The organism is Camelimonas sp. FR25 (assembly GCF_059740505.1).
In genome coordinates, this window is sequence record NZ_JCAWFG010000084.1 from 178,074 (window position 1) to 195,363 (window position 17,290).

Annotated in this window: 14 protein-coding genes; 5 read left to right on the top strand and 9 right to left on the bottom strand. The window is 65.8% G+C overall.

The genetic code is table 11. The features are described from left to right. Nucleotides 1-3 precede the first annotated feature (3 nt). The gene (locus AC6A67_RS11685) at nucleotides 4-1,554 is read left to right on the top strand and encodes an acyl-CoA synthetase (protein WP_498036726.1); all 1,551 of its coding nucleotides are present in this window, start codon (nucleotides 4-6) and stop codon (nucleotides 1,552-1,554) included. 518 nt (nucleotides 1,555-2,072) lie between these two features. On the opposite strand, the gene AC6A67_RS11690 is transcribed toward AC6A67_RS11685, so the two are convergent. Continuing rightward, a complete protein-coding gene (locus AC6A67_RS11690) occupies nucleotides 2,073-2,516 on the bottom strand; it encodes a carboxymuconolactone decarboxylase family protein (RefSeq protein WP_498036727.1) in 444 nt (147 codons plus the stop codon). Between the two features lie 131 nt (nucleotides 2,517-2,647). On the opposite strand from AC6A67_RS11690, the gene AC6A67_RS11695 reads away from it, so the two are divergent. Continuing rightward, entirely contained in the window at nucleotides 2,648-3,133 is a 486-nt protein-coding gene (locus AC6A67_RS11695) for an RrF2 family transcriptional regulator (protein ID WP_498036728.1), read from the top strand. A gap of 614 nt (nucleotides 3,134-3,747) precedes the next feature. Here AC6A67_RS11695 and AC6A67_RS11700 read toward each other — a convergent pair. Genes AC6A67_RS11700 through AC6A67_RS11715 form a run of 4 tightly spaced genes read right to left on the bottom strand, consistent with a single transcriptional unit; the run spans nucleotide 3,748 to nucleotide 7,620 of the window. Beyond that, nucleotides 3,748-4,833 carry a CaiB/BaiF CoA transferase family protein gene (locus tag AC6A67_RS11700; protein WP_498036729.1) on the bottom strand — a complete coding sequence of 362 codons (1,086 nt, stop codon included), beginning with the start codon at nucleotides 4,831-4,833 and terminating at the stop codon, nucleotides 3,748-3,750. Nucleotides 4,834-4,887: 54 nt separating this feature from the next. Beyond that, complete coding sequence (locus tag AC6A67_RS11705; protein ID WP_498036730.1) at nucleotides 4,888-5,238, bottom strand: DUF6285 domain-containing protein; 351 nt, start codon at nucleotides 5,236-5,238, stop codon at nucleotides 4,888-4,890. A 1-nt stretch (nucleotide 5,239) separates the two neighbouring features. Next, nucleotides 5,240-6,271 carry a phosphotransferase family protein gene (locus AC6A67_RS11710; protein WP_498036731.1) on the bottom strand — a complete coding sequence of 344 codons (1,032 nt, stop codon included), beginning with the start codon at nucleotides 6,269-6,271 and terminating at the stop codon, nucleotides 5,240-5,242. A 17-nt stretch (nucleotides 6,272-6,288) separates the two neighbouring features. After that, a complete protein-coding gene (locus AC6A67_RS11715; protein ID WP_498036732.1) occupies nucleotides 6,289-7,620 on the bottom strand; it encodes an acyl-CoA dehydrogenase family protein in 1,332 nt (443 codons plus the stop codon). A 782-nt stretch (nucleotides 7,621-8,402) separates the two neighbouring features. Between AC6A67_RS11715 and AC6A67_RS11720 the strand changes: the two genes are divergently transcribed. From AC6A67_RS11720 to AC6A67_RS11730, 3 genes are all read left to right on the top strand, one after another. Beyond that, the gene (locus AC6A67_RS11720) at nucleotides 8,403-9,575 is read left to right on the top strand and encodes an acetyl-CoA C-acetyltransferase (protein WP_498036733.1); all 1,173 of its coding nucleotides are present in this window, start codon (nucleotides 8,403-8,405) and stop codon (nucleotides 9,573-9,575) included. 454 nt (nucleotides 9,576-10,029) lie between these two features. Then, nucleotides 10,030-11,037 (top strand): NADP-dependent oxidoreductase, encoded by a 1,008-nt coding sequence (locus tag AC6A67_RS11725; protein ID WP_498036734.1) that lies wholly within the window; start codon nucleotides 10,030-10,032, stop codon nucleotides 11,035-11,037. A gap of 236 nt (nucleotides 11,038-11,273) precedes the next feature. Beyond that, nucleotides 11,274-13,073 carry an AsmA family protein gene (locus AC6A67_RS11730; protein ID WP_498036735.1) on the top strand — a complete coding sequence of 600 codons (1,800 nt, stop codon included), beginning with the start codon at nucleotides 11,274-11,276 and terminating at the stop codon, nucleotides 13,071-13,073. 51 nt (nucleotides 13,074-13,124) lie between these two features. On the opposite strand, the gene AC6A67_RS11735 is transcribed toward AC6A67_RS11730, so the two are convergent. From AC6A67_RS11735 to AC6A67_RS11750, 4 genes are all read right to left on the bottom strand, one after another. Further along, nucleotides 13,125-13,424, bottom strand: a complete 300-nt coding sequence (locus AC6A67_RS11735) for a hypothetical protein (RefSeq protein ID WP_498036736.1) — start codon at nucleotides 13,422-13,424, stop codon at nucleotides 13,125-13,127. Nucleotides 13,425-13,609: 185 nt separating this feature from the next. Then, nucleotides 13,610-15,229: a hypothetical protein gene (locus AC6A67_RS11740; RefSeq protein ID WP_498036737.1), complete on the bottom strand. Its 1,620-nt coding sequence runs from the start codon at nucleotides 15,227-15,229 to the stop codon at nucleotides 13,610-13,612. 241 nt (nucleotides 15,230-15,470) lie between these two features. Continuing rightward, nucleotides 15,471-16,262, bottom strand: coding sequence for an ABC transporter permease (locus AC6A67_RS11745; RefSeq protein ID WP_498036738.1), 792 nt, complete (start codon nucleotides 16,260-16,262; stop codon nucleotides 15,471-15,473). Then, on the bottom strand, nucleotides 16,259-17,182 hold the full coding sequence (locus tag AC6A67_RS11750) for an ABC transporter permease (RefSeq protein WP_498036739.1): 924 nt from the start codon (nucleotides 17,180-17,182) through the stop codon (nucleotides 16,259-16,261). Before AC6A67_RS11750 ends, AC6A67_RS11745 begins: the two co-directional genes overlap by 4 nt. Nucleotides 17,183-17,290: the final 108 nt, after the last annotated feature.

A 17,290-nucleotide genomic window follows, 5' to 3' on the forward strand; every position in this document is an offset into this window, starting at 1 on the left:
CCTTTGAGCGTCGACATCACTTCTGGCGCACGTGCGCGCCGCAACACCATTTCAGACGCCATCCGCCGCTCGGCGCTGCGTATGGGCGACGCCCCGGCGCTGCAGTTTGGCGAGCGCGCGTGGAGCTACGCCGGCCTCAACAAAGCCATTGATCATGTGGCGGCGCGGCTGCTGGCGTTGGGGCTGAACAAGGGGGAGCGGGTCGGCGCCTATGGTCGCAATTCCGACGCCTATCTGATCCTGTTTCTCGCCTGCGCCCGCGCCGGCGTGGTGCATGTGCCGATCAATTACGCGCTCACCGAAACCGAGCTGGGCTACATTGTCGACCAGTCGGGCGCGCGCGCGCTGATCTATGATCCCTTCCTCGCCGACAACGCCCTGAAAATGCGCGGCAAGCCTGGGCTTGCTTTCATCGGCACGTTTGGCGACGGCGGCGACATCGACGTGCTGGCGGCGGCGCTTGACGAAGCTGACATCGCCCCGGTCGATGTCGATCAGGATGACAACGACCTCGTCCAGATCACCTATACCTCTGGCACCACCGCCATGCCCAAGGGCGCGATGATGACCCATCGCGCCCAAATGGCCGAATACGCCAGCTGCATGTTCAATCTGGAGCTCGGTCGGGAGGATCGCTGGCTCGCCGCTCTGCCGCTGTATCACACGGCGCAGATGCACTGTTTCACCGTGCCGTCGATGCTGCTCGGCGCCTTCACCGTGCTGATCGAGGCGCCGCTGCCTGAACTGGTGCTGGAACTGATCGAGCGCCATCAGGTGACGTCGTTCTTCGCGCCGCCGACGGTGTGGATCAGCCTGCTGCGCCATCCGGATTTCGCCACCCGCAACCTTAGCCAGCTGAAGAATGTCTATTATGGCGCCTCGATCATGCCGGTGCCGGTGCTGCAGGAGCTGCGCGAGCGGCTGAATGGCGCCCGCGCCTTCAACTGCTATGGCCAGTCAGAAATTGGCCCCCTGGCCACGGTGCTGCGCCCGGAGGAGCACGACGCTCGCCCCGCTTCGGCTGGTCGCCCGGTGCTGAATGTCGAAACCCGCGTCGTCGATGAGCACATGAACGACGTCGCCCCCGGCGTGCAGGGCGAGATCGTTCACCGCTCGCCCCAGCTGCTGCTGGGCTACTGGAACAAGCCGGAAGAGACCGCCGAGGCGTTCGAGGGCGGCTGGTTCCACTCCGGCGACATCGGCGTGCTGGATGAGGAAGGCTATCTCTACGTCGTCGACCGGGTGAAGGACATCATCAAGTCGGGCGGCTCGATGATCGCCAGCCGCGAGGTCGAGGAAGTGCTGTTCACCCATCCGAGCGTCTCGGAAGTGGCGGTGATTGGCCTGCCTGATCCGAAGTGGATCGAGGCGGTGACGGCGGTGGTGGTGCTGCGCGACGGCCACAAGGGCGACGAGCAGGCGCTGATCGCCCACGCCCGCGAGAAGCTGGCGCCGTTCAAGGTTCCAAAGAAGGTGCTGTTCGTCGACAATCTGCCACGCAACACCGCCGGCAAACTGCTGAAGCGCGAATTGCGCCTGACCATGGCGGAGTAAGCCCAGAGGCGGCCGTTCGGTCAGCCCCTTCCGGCTACCTGGCCTCCTCCGCCACCTCCTCCACCGTCATGCCCGTGCTCGTCACGGGCATCCACGCGTTCGGCGCCCTTTCGGCGGGGCCGACATTGCAGACCGATTGGCGGCGCGGTGCACTCACGACGCAGGACAAGACGTGGATGCCCGTGACAAGCACGGGCATGACGGCGGGATACCGGTTGCGGGCGTCGCGGATATAGGGCGCGCGTCGCCGCCCCCTGGTTAAGGCAACCGCCTTCGCCTTTTTGCAGGCGCGCCCCAGCCGGCTACCTGTCTTCCTCCTCCGCCTCCTCCACCGTCATGCCCGTGCTCGTCACGGGCATCCACGCGTTTGGCGCCCTTTCGGCGGGGCCGACACCGCAGGCCGATGGGCGGCGCGGCGCATTCACAACGCCCGAGAAGACGTGGATGCCCGTGACGAGCACGGGCATGACGGCGGGGCGTAATGGCGCCTGCCGCGTGGCGCTCGACCTGCGCCGGACCTAATCGACCGGATGCATGAGCCGTGAGCTGACCGCGATCCGGTTCCAGACATTGATCGTGCCAATGGCGATGGTCAGCTGGGCGATCTCTTCGTCGCTGAACACCGCTTTCGCACCGGCGAAATCGGCGTCGGGGACGCCGGTGTCTGCGACCAGGGTGAGGCTTTCTGTCCAGGCGAGAGCGGCGCGCTCACGCGCGTCAAACAGCGGCGATTCTCGCCACGCCGCCACCAGATGCAATGTCTGCTCAGGGATGCCGGCGGCGCGCGCCTCCTTGACGTGCATGTCGACGCAATAGGCGCAGCCATTGATTTGCGAGGCGCGCAGCTTCAGCAGATGCAGCAGATGCCGGTCGACGCCCGAATTCAGCACCGCCAGCTCAAGCCCATAGACCGCCTTGTACAGCGCCGGCGCCAGGGTCGCGATGTTCATTCTTTGCTGCATGTCAGTCCCTCCTGCCACACGCCGACCCTGGCCAGCCGCGGCTAATCATCGATACTTTGTATCCACGATACAAACCAGCTATGATCGCTCTGTCAAGTCGAGGGCTTTGCCAGGGGGATGTGTTGCGGCGCTTGAGCGACGGGGTTGAGGCCTCAATGCATTGTGTGCTGGTGCTGGCGGCGCTGCCTGCTGGCGCGGTAATGTCGGGCCGCGACCTGGCGCGGCTCTATGAGCTGTCTGAAAGCTACATGCTGAAGCATCTGCGGGCGCTGACTGCGGCCGGGGTCACCGAAGCGACGCCAGGGCCACGCGGCGGCTTTCGCCTCGCCCGCCCGGCGGCGGACATCACCATGCTCGATGTGGTGGAAGCCATCGATGGCCCTGGGCCAGCGTTTGTCTGTAAGGAGATCCGCCAGTGCGGCCCGGCGGCGAGCAAGGATCCATGCGCCTACAGCAAAAGCTGCCTGATCAGGCTGCGTATGCTGCAGGCAGAAAAGCTGTGGCGCGACGCCCTGCGCGGCCAGTCGCTGGCCGATCTGGCCCACGACGCCGCGCCCCAGATCCCTGCCGACACGCAACAGGCCCTCGCCCATTATGTCCAGACGCTCAGCCGTTAGCGCCATAGCCGCTGGCGAAAACGCAAGCCCGACAGCTGGAACGGCGCCCCCCGCCGTCATGCCCGTGCTCGTCACGGGCATCCACGCGTTTGGCGCGCTTCTGGCGAGGCCACTACCGCAGACTGGTTGGCGCGGCGCGTGGACGACGCCGGCGACGACGTGGATGCCCGTGACGAGCACGGGCATGACGGCGGGACACTGGCTGCGCCCCATCGCCACTCCCAAGTTCAGGCAACCAACCTCGCCCTTGCAGGCGCCTCCAGCCTGCTGCCTGTCTTCCCCTCCGCCTCCCTCAGCGTCATGCCCGTGCTCGTCACGGGCATCCACGCGTTTGGCGCGCTTCTGGCGAGGCCACCACCGCAGACCGATGAGTGGCGCGGCGCATGCACGACGCGGGAGAAGACGTGGATGCCCGTGACGAGCACGGGCATGACGGCGGGAGGCTGGGTTGGTCGCGCGCGGGCGACTGTTGTGAGACGTGTCGGTCAAACGCCGCGCCGCAGCCTGTCCCGGCACCGCGCACCACGCGCGCAGCGCATAAAAATTGCCCCGGCGTCACCGCCGGGGCCTGAGATACACGGCATGGCCCGGCGCGCCGGGCCGCCTTGATCTGCTTACTTCTTCCACTCGGCGACGACGTCGCCAAGCTTGGCCGTGCCAACCTTGCGCACGTTGGACGGGGTGGCCGAGAAGCGGGGCGCAGGCGCTGGCTGCACCACGCCGTCGACTTCGACGAAGGTGTTGCGGGCCTTGAGGTGCGCGTGCTCCTTGGCTTCCGACATGGTCAGCACCGGCGCGTAGCAGATGTCAGTGCCTTCCATGATGGCGTTCCACTCGTCGCGGGTCTTGGTCTTGAACACCGCGGCGACCTTCTCCTTCAGCGCCGGCCAGGCGGAGGCGTCCATCTGGGCGTCGAACGCGGCGTCGGTCAGGCCAGCCTTCTCGCGCAGGATGGCGTAGAACTGCGGCTCGATCGAACCGATCGAGATGTATTTGCCGTCCGAGGTCTCATAGGCGCCGTAGAAGTGCGTGCCGCCGTCAAGCAGATTGGCCTCGCGCTCTTCCTTCCACGCGCCGCTGGCGGAGAATTCGTAGAACATCGACATCAGCGACACGGCGCCGTCGCACATGGCGGTGTCGACCACCTGGCCCTTGCCGGTGGCGCGGGCGCTGACGATGCCGGCGAGGATGCCGACCACCAGATACAGCGCGCCGCCGCCGAAGTCGCCGACGAGGTTCAGCGGAGCCGCCGGACGGTCGTTCTTCGGGCCAATGGCGGCCAGGGCGCCGGTGATCGAGATGTAGTTGATGTCATGGCCGGCGGCCTGGGCCAGCGGACCTTCCTGGCCCCAGCCAGTCATGCGGCCATAGACCAGCTTCGGGTTGCGGGCCAGCACCACATCCGGGCCGAGGCCGAGACGCTCCATCACGCCCGGACGGAAGCCTTCGATCAGCGCGTCGGCGCTGGCCAGCAACTCCAGCACGCCCTCGATGCTCTCCGGGTTCTTCAGGTCAACGTCAACGACGCGACGGCCGCGGGCGCTGAACTTCATGGCGGTGAACTTCGAGCCGACGCGGTCGAGGCGGATCACGTCAGCGCCCATGTCGCCAAACATGCCGGCGGCGAACGGACCCGGGCCAATGCCCGCGAACTCAACGATGCGGACGCCCTTGAGCGGGCCAGTTGCTTCAGTGGTCATGCTGCTCTCCTGAAAAGATATCGTTTTACGGCTGGCGAATGGCGCAACGGCCGTTCAGCGCGCCCATTTGGGATTGTTGATCTTCAGCGCATCCTCGCAGCTCTGCAGCAGATGCTCCGCGAGGCCTGGCGTGCGCCAGTCGATATCGCCTTCACGAATGGCGTCGGACAGCGCCAGCTCCATGGCTTCGCGGCTGTCGCCAGCGACAAAAGCCTTCAGGCGCTCCGCCTCGGCGGCGTCGAGCCCCTGGCCCAGCTGCAGTTCGCGCTCGACCATGGCCAGCACATTGGCGGCGACACGGAGGTTGAACCAGCGCGCGCCAGTGGATTCGGGCAGGATGTCGCGCTCGAGAAACTCGCGGACGACGGCGACCAGTTCGGACGCTTGTGGCAGGCTCGACGGCATATCAGACCTTCCCTGTCAGATACTGGTAGAAATCGAACAGCGGCTCCTCCATGCGGCGGCCGATGGCGAAGGCCTCAACCGTCCGCTCCGAGGCGTCGCGCTTGTGCGCCTGGCCCTTGAGCAGGCACATCACGCCCCATTTCACCGAGCCCCAGGCTTCCCAGAAGCGCAAATGGTCAGGGTCGACCTTCTTGCCGCTGGTCTTTTCATAGCCGGCGATCAACTCGTCGCGCGAGCCGACGCCGCCTACCGGATGCGGGCCGCCAAAACGCCAGGTGTTGGTGCAAAGCCAGCCGAGATCGGCGATGGGGTCGCCGAGGCAGGCCAGCTCCCAGTCGAGCACGGCGCGAATGCCATCTGGGCCGCAGATGATGTTGCCCATACGGAAATCGCCGTGCACCACCGAATCCGGCACGCCGCGCGGCAGATTGGCCTCGGCCCAGGCGAAGGCCACATCCAGCGCCGGGATGGCGTAACCGAAGCTGTGGTAAATCTGCTTGTACTTGGCCACCTGGATCTCGGCGCCGAACGACACCAGAAATGGCAGGCTGGCGGGATCGATACGGTGCAGCTTGCCCACCGCCTCGCCGCACTGGAAGGCGAAGTTCTTGCGCAGTTCCGCATAATCGGGTTCGCGCAGCAGTTTGCGGGCGATGGTCTCACCGGGCACAAAATCGGTGATGTGGCCGATGCCCAGCCCATCGCTGGCGTCAAAGGCGACGCGCACCGGCGGCGTCGGCACGCCAGCGCCCATGCCAGCCAGCATCAGCAGGGTTTCGTCGCGACCGGCGACGCGCGGCATGCCGGCGCGCGGATGGTCGCTGTCGACGGACGGCAATTCGCCGACCATCTGCAGGATGAAATCGCGCGTCTCGCCGTCGATGACGGACGAGAACGCCCAGGTCTGTTTGGTTGCGCCGCCGGTGAGGCGACGCAACTCAAGAATTTCGCCAGCGCCGCCAATGCGGCGGGCGACAACGCGCCCAAGCCGTTCAGCGAGCTCCGCCTGCGAAAAAGGCGCGTTGGAGGTCATAAGACGTTGCTACCGTTTCACTTGTTCTTCGGGTTATTCGGGCGGCGCGCGTCAGCCTCGATTTTGGCGTACTCGGCCTTCTTCGGACCCATGTAGCCGAACAGGTAACCAGCGACCTTGCGCATCTGGATCTCTTCCGAGCCCTCGGTGATGCGGTAGCGGCGGTGGTGACGGTAGATGTGCTCGAACGGCTTGTGGCGCGAATAGCCCATGCCGCCGTGCACCTGCATGGCGCGGTCAGCCGCCTCGCAGACCAGGCGGTTGGCCCAGTAGTTGCACATCGACACCTTGTCGGAGAGCACCTTGGCCACTTCCGGCTTGGCCATCTGGTCCATTTCCCAGGCGGTCTTGCGGATCAGCTGACGCAGGCCTTCGGCCTGGGTGGCCAGCTCGACCAGCGGGAACTGGATGGCCTGGTTGACTGCGAGCGCTTCGCCGAACGGCTGGCGCTGGCGGGCGTATTTGACGCTCTCATTGATGCAATAGACCGCAGCGCCGAGCGAGGAAGCCGCCTGACGGATGCGGTTCTCGTGCACGAAGTGCTGGGCCAGGGCCAGACCACCGCCCATTGGGCCGAGGATGGCGCTCTCCGGCACCCAGACGTCCTTGATCGACATGCGCGGATGGTCCGTCGGCATGTTGAACGTCCACATGTACTCCTCGATCACCACGCCCGGATCATTGGCCGGAATCAGGAAGGCGGTGATGCCAGACGCGTCGCCATTGCTGCCGTGGCTGCGGGCGAACAGCATGCAATGGGTGGCGACATGCATGCCGGTGATCCACATCTTCTGACCATTGATGCGCCAGCCGGCGACGCCGTCACGGGTCTCCGGAACCGCGTGGGTCTCCATGTGGGTGGCGTCCGAACCGTGATGCAGATCGGTGAGGCCGAAGGTGATGCGCATGGTGCCATCGAGCAGCTTCGGGATGAAATCCTTCTTCTGCGCATCGGTGCCGAAGTCGCGCAGGATCAGCACGATCGGCTGGTTGCCGACGATCGAATGCTCGTTCTGCAGATCGTTGTGCAGGCCCAGACCCTTGGCGGCGAAGTGCTCACGGATGATGGCCATGCCGAGGTTGGTGCCGTCCTTGCCGCCGAACTCCTTCGGCAGGGCGTAACGGAAGTGGCCGGCCTTGTCGGCGATGCGCTTGACGCGGGTGAGCAGCTCTTCCCACTCGTGGCGCGGCAGGCCCTGGTTCTCGAAATCGGTGCGCGCATATTCGCGACGGTGGTCGAAGAACCGAATGTTGTCGTCGGCGTTCTCGATCGGCTTGATTTCGGTCTCGATGAACTGGTCGAGCTCGTCCAGGTAAGCCTGGATGTCCGGCGGAATGTTAAAATCCATGTCCGTTCTTCCTCCTGTGCGACCCCAAAGCCGGAGCCGCGTCCTCCCCGGGCATCCTGCTGGACACCCAAAAATCCCTGTCTGGCGGCGCTCCTGAACCTGAGCGTTGTTACGCCGGGGCGCGCCAGTTTTTGTCCACCTGCCCCCGGTCGTCGCAGGTCGCGTGGTCCGGCCGTGCACACCATCCACAGCCTGGCCGGAGCGTTGCTTCCCACAAGCAACGCTCCCCAGCAGAGAAGGGCGACAGCCTCCGCGCACCTCCTCAGGCAGCGCCAGATCCGTCGTATTGCGACCACGACCAAGGGAACGATGGCGCGGAGCTTGACAACATTGACCAAACGATCGTTAGAATTTCAAGTGTGTATATGCAACGAACTGTGGCTGGGGGCTGCGGCTGACGCATGGAGCGCTATTGCGAGGACCTGAATGCCTGCAACTGAAGCTGGGACTTTGGGCGACCGCCTGAAGCTCCGGGGCTCTTGGCGACCAGCGAACAGCGCGGCGATGCAAGCGCGACGGGGCGCAGGTCGCTGGCGCCCTGCCCGCCAGGGGCACAGGCCTTGACGTGGGACGCGCGGGGCGACACATCCTGATCCGGCAGAAAATTGGCCGGATCAGCGTGAAGAACGTACCGGGACAGCGTGCGCGCAATGAGCGCGGATGTTGCGCCGGAGCATTTCAATGCGGGCGGGCTCCAGGGCGTCCAGCCAACGCGCAAGCGATGGCTGCGCCAGAGCCGCCCCTACGGCGACAACGGGCCATTGGCCCCTGGGGAGAGAGAAATGGCAGAAGCATATATCGTCGCAGCGGCTCGCGTCGCTGGTGGTCGCAAGGCCGGCCGTCTGAAGGACTGGCACCCGGTTGACCTCGGCGCCGAGGTGATCAACTCCCTGCTCGACCGCACCGGCATCGACCCTGCCCGCGTCGACGACGTGATCTGGGGTTGCGTCGGCCAGGTTGGCGAGCAGGCCACCAACGTCGCCCGCAACACCGTGTCGGCCTCGCGTCTGCCTGAGTCGGTTCCGGCCACCTCGGTCGACCGTCAGTGCGGTTCGTCGCAGCAGGCCCTGCACTTCGCGGCCCAGGCCGTGATGAGCGGCACCCAGGACGTGGTCATCGCCGGCGGCGTTGAGTCGATGTCGCGCGTGCCGATGGGCCTGTCGGCCGTGCTGCCGATGAAGAACGGCTTCGGCTTCTACAAGAGCCCGAAGATGGAAGAGCGCTATCCGGGCGTGCAGTTCAGCCAGTTCACCGGCGCTGAGCAGATCGCGGTCAAGCATGGCCTGACCAAGGATGCGATGGATGAGTTCGGCTACAACTCGCAGCTGAAGGCCATCCGCGCCGCCAAGGAAGGCGCCTTCAAAAAGGAAGTCGTGCCGGTTGAGGTCACCCTCGATGACGGTTCGAAGATCATCCACGAGATCGACGAAGGCATCCGCTACGATGTGACCCTCGAGGGCATCAAGGGCGTGAAGCTGATCCAGGAAGGCGGCCGCCTGACCGCCGCCACCTCGAGCCAGATCTGCGACGGCGCCGCCGCTTTGCTGGTCGTCAATGAGAAGGCCCTGAAGGAATTCGGCCTGACCCCGCTGGCCCGCGTCCACCACCTCACCGTGGTCGGCGGCGATCCGGTGATCATGCTCGAGGCCCCGATCGAGGCGACCCGCGTCGCCCTGAAGAAGGCCGGCATGTCGATCAACGACATCGACCTGTATGAAGTGAACGAGGCCTTCGCTTCCGTGCCGATGGCATGGCTGAAGGAGCTGGGCGCCAACCCGGACAACCTCAACGTCAACGGCGGCGCCATCGCGCTCGGCCACCCGCTCGGCGGCTCGGGCGCCAAGCTGATGACCACGCTGATCCACGCCCTGCACGCCCGCGGCAAGCGCTATGGCCTGCAGACCATGTGCGAAGGCGGCGGTCTGGCCAACGTCACCATCATCGAGCGCCTCTGATCCTTTCAGAGCCGCACAGACGATCAGGAGGACGCCGGGATTTCCGGCGTCCTTTTTTGTTTTCAGACAGTTATGCAGCGATGTTCGCGCAACTCGTCAACGGATGCGTCTGGCGCTCGCCGGCTTCAGCACGCCGTGCCGTGAGCGTCGACTACGTCCGCTCACCTGGTCAAACCCTCGACGCTGCGCCGACCCCGCGTGCTCGCCGGCGCCGTTCTCGCACAGCCCGTGCGACTTTATTGAATACATTCAAATTTCCGGACAAGTGTTTGCCAGAATTGCAATTTGGCGGTTGATGCCAGAAGGAGCGCAGCCGCTTTCGCGGAGGCGACATGCAATAAGGCGGGCGCCTGACGCCCGAACTGCGCCAAAGCGCTTGACCCGGCGCCGCCAAATCCGGCCAATGGACCAAACAGCAATATATCCGGCCCAGCCGGTTCGGGAGGACATCGCTATGAGCAACGCGCCGCAGTCAAACCGTCAGATCCTTCTGGTCGAGAAGCCCACCGGCAAGCTCGGCCATGAGCATTTCAAGGCCGTCGATGGCGACGTGCCGACGGCGGGCGACGGGCAGTTGCTGGTGCGCGTGCTGATCGTGTCGCTCGACGCCGCCAATCGCGCCTGGATGCAGGCGGCGACCTATCGCTCGGAGATTGGCGCGGGCGCGGTGATGGCTGGCGGCGCCCTGGCGGAAGTGGTGGAATCACGCGCTGAGGGCTTCGCAGCTGGCGATCTGGTGTTCGCCGACACCGGCTGGCAGCAATATGCGGCCATCGACGCCAGCGAAGCGACGAAGCTGCAGCGCGCCGAGCCGCTGAGCCATTTGATCAGCCTGTACACGATCCCTGGCCTCACCGCCTATTTCGGCCTGCTGAAAATCGGCCAGCCGAAGCCCGGCGAAACCGTGGTCGTCTCCGCCGCAGCAGGCTCCGTGGGTTCGCTCGTCGGACAGATCGCCAAGATCAAGGGCTGCCGCGTGGTCGGCGTCGCCGGCGGCAAGGACAAATGCGACTGGCTGGTCAAGGAACTCGGCTTTGACGCCGCCGTCGACTACAAGGGCGACGGCTTCCACAAGGCCCTGAAGGCGGCGACGCCGGATGGCGTCGACGTCTATTTCGACAATGTCGGCGGCGACATTCTTGAGGCGATGCTGTTCCGCATGAACCTCGGCGGGCGCATCGCCTGCTGCGGCGCGGTCTCGCAATATGACACCGGCGCCCCGCGCGGCGTCCGCGGCGTGCCTGGCCTGATCGTCGTGCGGCGGCTGCGCATGGAAGGCTTCATCGTCAATGACTTCGACGACGAGCGCGACGCCGCCCTCGCCGAGCTGCGGCAATGGGCCAACGCAGGCAGCCTGAAGGTGCAGGAGGAAATCATCGATGGGCTGGAGAACCTGCCCCAGGCGCTGATAGGCCTGCTTGCCGGCGAAAACCGTGGCAAGCGTATGGTGCGCGTGGCTTGATAGCCGGGCCTCGGCGGCGGGGCGGCGTCTTCAGCCCTGATCGGGCTGGGCGCGGCTCCCGTCGCATTGCAACGGCGCCATGACAAACACGATCTTGCCCGGCGGAGCGGCGGGCTTGCACAGGAGAAGCGGCGTAGCAGTCATCGCGCGCGCCGTAGCGCCGTGCTGGAGATTGATCCAGACCGAAAGCTTTGATTGTCTCAACCATCAGAGAATCAGTCCCGTCAGGAAGCTTCATGCGCCGACACAGCGTCCTGTTAATGGCCAGTGTGGGCCTCGCCGTGATTATCGCGGGCTCGGCGCCATGGACCCTGGCTGACCAACGGGCGGCGCGGCAGCTCATCCGGCATGTCGCCGCCATGACTGGCGCCAGCCTGTCCTATGACGGCGACGTCACCGTCGCCTTGCTGCCAGCGCCGCGCATCAAGATCGACAATGTGCGCCTGACCGACGCCGACGGACGGCTGCTTGCCAGCGCCAGGCAATTTCGCGGCCAGCTGCAGGTGGCGCCGCTGTTGTGGGGACGTCTGGCGCTGAGCGATGTCACCCTGGTCGAGCCGGCGTTTCGCGGCCCGCAGCCTGGCGCCAGTTTTGAGAGTGTGTGGGCCGGCGCCACTCAGGCGCTCGCAGCGCTGCACCGTCGCGCCAGCGCCGGCGAGGCGACGCCCCGCCGCATAACCCTGGTGGCCGGCGCCCTGCTCCAGGCAGACGGCAAACCGGCGCCGATCAGCAATATCAACGCCAGCATCACCTGGCCTTCAGCCGACGCTGGCATCAGCGTTGCGGGCGCCGCAACCATCGCTGGCGAGCCGGTTGAGCTTGAGCTCGCGGGCCTTGCGCCGCGGGCCATGACCAGTGACGGCAGCGCCGACATCATCATGCGACTGATCAGCGTGCCCTTGCGTGGCGAATTGCGCGGCGCCCTCAGCGACGGCGGCCGGCGGCTGGACGGCCGCACCAGCCTCGCCACCAGCGATTTGGCCCGTCTGAATAGCTGGCTTGGACTGCATTTACCTGCCGTCCGCAGCGTCAGCGCGACGCTCGACGCTGTTTGCGCCATCAATGCCCGCGGCGTGGCCCTGTCATCCGCTTCGCTCAAATTGGGCGACAGCGCCTTTGAGGGCGCGCTGGCCCTGCGACCCGGCGATGCCGGCGGCTGGGCGGCTGGCGGCACCCTCGCCGCTGACACGCTGGATTTGCGCAACGCCAGCCTCGCCGATTGGGGCGCAAACCAGCCGCTGCTGTCGCAGGAGGCGCTGCGGCTCTGGGATCTCGACCTGCGTTTGTCAGCCGCCAGTCTCCGGCTGGGCGCCGACTGGCGCGCAACGGATGTGGCGGCCAGCATTCTGGCGCGCAACGGCAAGCTTGAGGCTGTGCTGGGTTCCGCCAGCACGCTCGGTGGCGCGGTCAAGGGGCGCGTCGCCCTCACTCCCGGCCCTGCTGGCTTCGACATCAAGGGCCAGATCAGCGCCGACCAGATCGACATGACCCAGGCGCCGGCGCTGCAGGATGGACCGTTGCGGCTGAAGGGCGCGCTGGGCGGAACCGCCATTCTGGAGACCAGTGGCCGCGACCGGACCGAACTGCTGATGCGGCTGCAAGGCCACGGCCAGCTGCAAGTGAGCGACGGCGAAATTACTGGCGTCAGTATCGCCGACGCACTGCGTAACGCCAACCAACGGCGTGCGCCGGAACAGCTGCGGCTACGTGGCCGCACCGGCTTCACCAGCCTGCGCGCCATCTGGTCGCTGGCCCCCGGCGGCGCGGTGTGGGTGGATGACATCTCCACCCAGGCCGCGGGCGCCAGCCCCACTTTGACCATGCTCGGCGACGTCAAGGCGCTGGACGGCGCCCTGGCCATGACTGGAACAGTCCGTGCTGGCGGCGAAGACCCGGGCCGCAGCAAGTTCAGGCTGAGCGGCAGTTGGGCAAAGCCAGTCGTGACGCTCCTACCGCAACCCGCGCCCGACGCGCCGCTGCCTTCGCCCACGGCGCCGGACGGGTCGTCTTCAACGCCTGGGGCTCCGGGTCAATAGGCAGTCGGCGAGGCCAACCCGCCGGCGGGAGCGACCCTGACCGGGTAAACATCAGCCAAATTCGTTGATGTAGAGCCGTCCGCCCTGGGCTGCGGGCGCAACCTGCACCTCACTGACGCCGTCAGCCGAGGCAATCCATGCCTGGCGCGGCGCCATGGTCAGAGTGCGGATCTCGCCATCGCTGCGGGCGAGCATGACGGTGCAGGCGTGCGTAGCGAACAGCCGCAGATACTGCGCGTCTGGCGTCACCGCCGCCGGCGCCGAGCCATTGGCCCCGAGGGCGACGCGGTGGCTGGCCCGCACGCTGAGGCAGCGGATGAACGACAATGGACTCTCGATCGCCTTCCACATGACGCAGACCTCCACAACACAGGGCGAGTTGACGGGAATGACTTTCATCGCGTCAGGCGGCCATCCGTCGTCGTTGGCGCGCGCTTGCGCTGCATCCCTCATCAATCGCGAGGCGACCAGGCGAACTGAGGTCTACAGGAGCATTGCGCCTGGCCGACTGGGCCGGGCGCAGGCGCACTCAGGCGCTAATTGACGGTGGGGTCCTCGGCTTCGACGGTTACGTTTGGCACGACGTTAGGGGTATGCCGTTGCGGCATACGGGACGCCGCCCCTGCGCCGTTAGCGGGACGGGCGGCATCGCCCTGCTCCGCATCGTCTAGCAGCACCAGCTGCGCCGCCGTCGACAGGCGGCTGCCTGACTCGCCGTGATGATCTGCTCCGACATCGCCATCACTACCGCCGCCAGCTCGCAACCGCGCCAATTGCGTGCGCAGACCATCAATGGTCGCGCGCGCTGCCTCCAGCGAGCCATCCGACATCTGGCGGCTGCTGCGCTCATGGGCAATCTGGGTGTTGAGCTCGGCAACATGGGTCTGGAACTGCTCTTCCGTCGCCCGCGCCTGTTCCTGGACATGCGACAGCTCGGCGGTGGCGGCGATCCGCTTTTGCCGCGTGCCCTCAAAATCGCGATCGCGCGCCTTCAGGGTCGCGACCAGCGCGTGGCTGCGCTCGGCCAATCGGGTGTTGATCTCGGTGGTTTCCCGCGCCAACCGGTCCACCCTCTCGCGCTCACGCCTGAGCTCTTCAACCCGCTTCTCCAGCGCGCTCTTGTCGAGATTGAGCTGCAGAATCTGACGTTGCGCCGTGCCGTGCTCCTCAGAACGCAAGGTGATCTCCTCGCGCGCCCGGGCCAGCAATTGCTCGGTGACCTGCAGCCGTGACATCAGGGCGTCTGAGCGATTGGTGAGCGAACCCACCATGGCGCGCGACTGCTCCAGCGCCTCCGCCTGGCTCTGCTCCGCCGCCTTGTGCTTGCGAATCGCGTCAACCAGCTGCGCGTCGAGCTCCACGCGCGCCACCTCAGTCTGCTCAAGCTGCTGCAGGGTCTCGGCGTGCTCACGCTCCCGACGCGCCAGCTCGCGGTTACGTTGCTCAACGCTCATCTGCAGGGCGCCGAGCTCTTCCAGCAGCACAGACGCCTGCTGCTCATGTTTCTTCACGGCATTTTCCAATGCGGCGATATCAATCTGCCGCTCTTCGAACTTGCCGCGATACAGCGCCGCGCGTTCCTCCGCCTCCTCGACGCGCCCCTCCGTTTCCGCCTGTTCACTCCGCAATCTGGTGATCTCACCCTGCGCCGCCGCCAGGTCGCGCCGCGCCTGGTTCAACTCCACGGTCAGGTCCTGGAAACGCTGTTGCAGCGATTCCATGGCGATCTCAAGTTGCACGAAGGCCTGGCGTTGCGCCTGCGCCTCTTCCTGAATGATGGAAAACTCATGGCGCAGCCGCGCATGACTTTCGCGCTCCGCCTCCAGTTCACCGCGCGCGCCATCGACCGATATCTGCGTCCGCTGATGCTCAACCAACAGGTGCGACACCGAACGTTGCAAGGTCTGCAGCGCCTCCCCCGCGGTGCGCATGGCCTGCAGCCGTTGGCCGAGTTCGGCCAATTGCCCCCGGATCTCTTCCTGGGCCTTGCCCGCCGCCTCGTGGCCGCTGGCGTCGGGCGGTACATGCGGCGCGCCTGCGGCTACGCCGTCGCGCCTGTCTGGCTGGCGCGACGCAACCGGCTTGGCCGCCCTGGCCGCCTGCGCGCTGTCCGGATCAATCGGCCGTCGTCGTCCGCCACCCCGGAACCCAAACATCCGACACCTCGTCCTACAGCACGCGCCCCTTTGCCTGACGTCAAGTATTGCGTAAGCCCGCCGGATATCAAGACGTAAACCTAAAATATTAACCAAAATTTGTGGCCGCCATTACACAAATTCTACTTAATTCTGCTATGCTTCTGTAATAATTTATCGTCATTCACGATGAATAAATTCACTAAACGCCAAACAAATACGAAAACATCATCCATACCCCCCCAACCAGCCCGCCGCAGCCTTACCCCACCCGCCGCCCGGCGCGGCGCAGCAGCAGGAAACCCACGCCGAGGCCGATGGTGACGAAGGCGATCAGCATGCTGCAGGCGGCGTTGATCTCTGGCGTGACGCCGAGGCGCACCTGGCTGTAGATTCGCATCGGCAGCGTCGTCGACCCTGGGCCCGAGACGAAGCTGGCGATGACCAGATCATCCATCGACAAGGTGAAGGCCAGAAGGAACGCCGCCGCCAGTGACGGCGCGATCAGCGGCAAGGTGATGACGAAAAACGTGCGCCACGGCGGGCAGCCGAGATCCATGGCCGCTTCTTCCAAACTGACGTCGAAATCGGCGAGGCGCGCGCGGATGATCACCGTGGCGAAGCACATGGTCACGGTGGTGTGGGCGATCACCACCGTCCAGAAGCCGCGATCGACGCCGAGGCCGACAAAGAGCAGCAGCAGCGCAAGGCCCATCATCACTTCCGGCATCACCAGCGGCGCATAGGCCATGCCGGTCACCAGGGTGCGACCGCGAAAGCCGCCATGGCGGGTGAGCGCCAGCGCCGTCATGGCGCCCAGAACCGTCGCAAGCGTGGCCGAGACCAGCGCGATGCGCAGGCTGATCCACGCCGCCTCCATCAGCGGGCCATTGTTAAACAGCGCCACATACCAGCGCAGCGAAAAGCCGCCCCAGACGGTGACCAGCCGCGAATCGTTAAACGACCACAGCACCAGAATGACGATCGGCGCGTAGAGAAACAGCAGTCCGAGGCCGAGCGCCACGACATCAAAAGCGCGACGCGAGCCGGTCATGCGCGGCCCTCCGCCTCGCTTGCGCGCTCTTCCAGCCGCCGCCACAGCAAAATCGGCGCCAGCAGCAACGCCAGCATCACCACGGCGATCGCCGACGCCATCGGCCAGTCACGATTGCTGAAAAACTCGCTCCATAAGGTGCGGCCAATCATCAGCGTGTCGGAGCCGCCGAGCAGGTCGGGGATGACGAACTCGCCCATCATCGGGATGAAGCACAGCAGCGCTCCGGCCGCCACGCCCGGAGCCGCCAGCGGCAGGGTGACGCTCCAGAAGGCGCGCAGCGGCGTCGCGCCCAGATCCTGCGCCGCCTCCAGCAGGCTGCCGTCCAGCTTCACCAATGTGGCGTAGAGCGGCAGCACCATGAAGGGCAGATAGGAATAGACCAGCCCGATCATCACCGCCCAGCCAGTATTCATGATCTGTACGGGCTCAGCGATCAGGCCAAGCCATTGCAACGCCACGCTCAGCAACCCTTCTGGCTTCAGGATGCCGATCCATGCGTAAACCCGGATCAGGAAGCTGGTCCAGAACGGCAGGATGACCAGCAACAGCAACAGCTCGCGCCGGCCCGCCGGTTGACGCGCCAGGGCATAGGTCATGGGGAAGCCGATGAGCAACAGCACGAGCGTCGCGGCGCTGGCGTAACCCAGCGAGGTCAGGGCCGAAACCAGATAGAGCGGATCGTCAAGCAGCAGTAAAAAATTGTCGACGCGCAGCTGCTGCATCCCCTGCCACAGGCCGCCCAGCCCATCGGCCAGGTCAAACACCGGCCGGTATGGCGGCTGCGCCGTCGCCGCCTCGGAGAAACTCAGCCGCACCACCAGCAGGAATGGCGCGAGGAAAAACAGCGACAGCCACAGCACTGGCGCAAGGCGCACCAGCCAGCCGCCGCCCGGCCTGTCGAACCCACGACGGCGCATCAATGCTCTCCCATGGCAGGCGATGACAGCTGGACCAACCGCCCCGCCCCGACGGCCTCGCTCATCGCAACAGGCGTCGCCATCGACATGGCTCGCTCCATGGCGGCG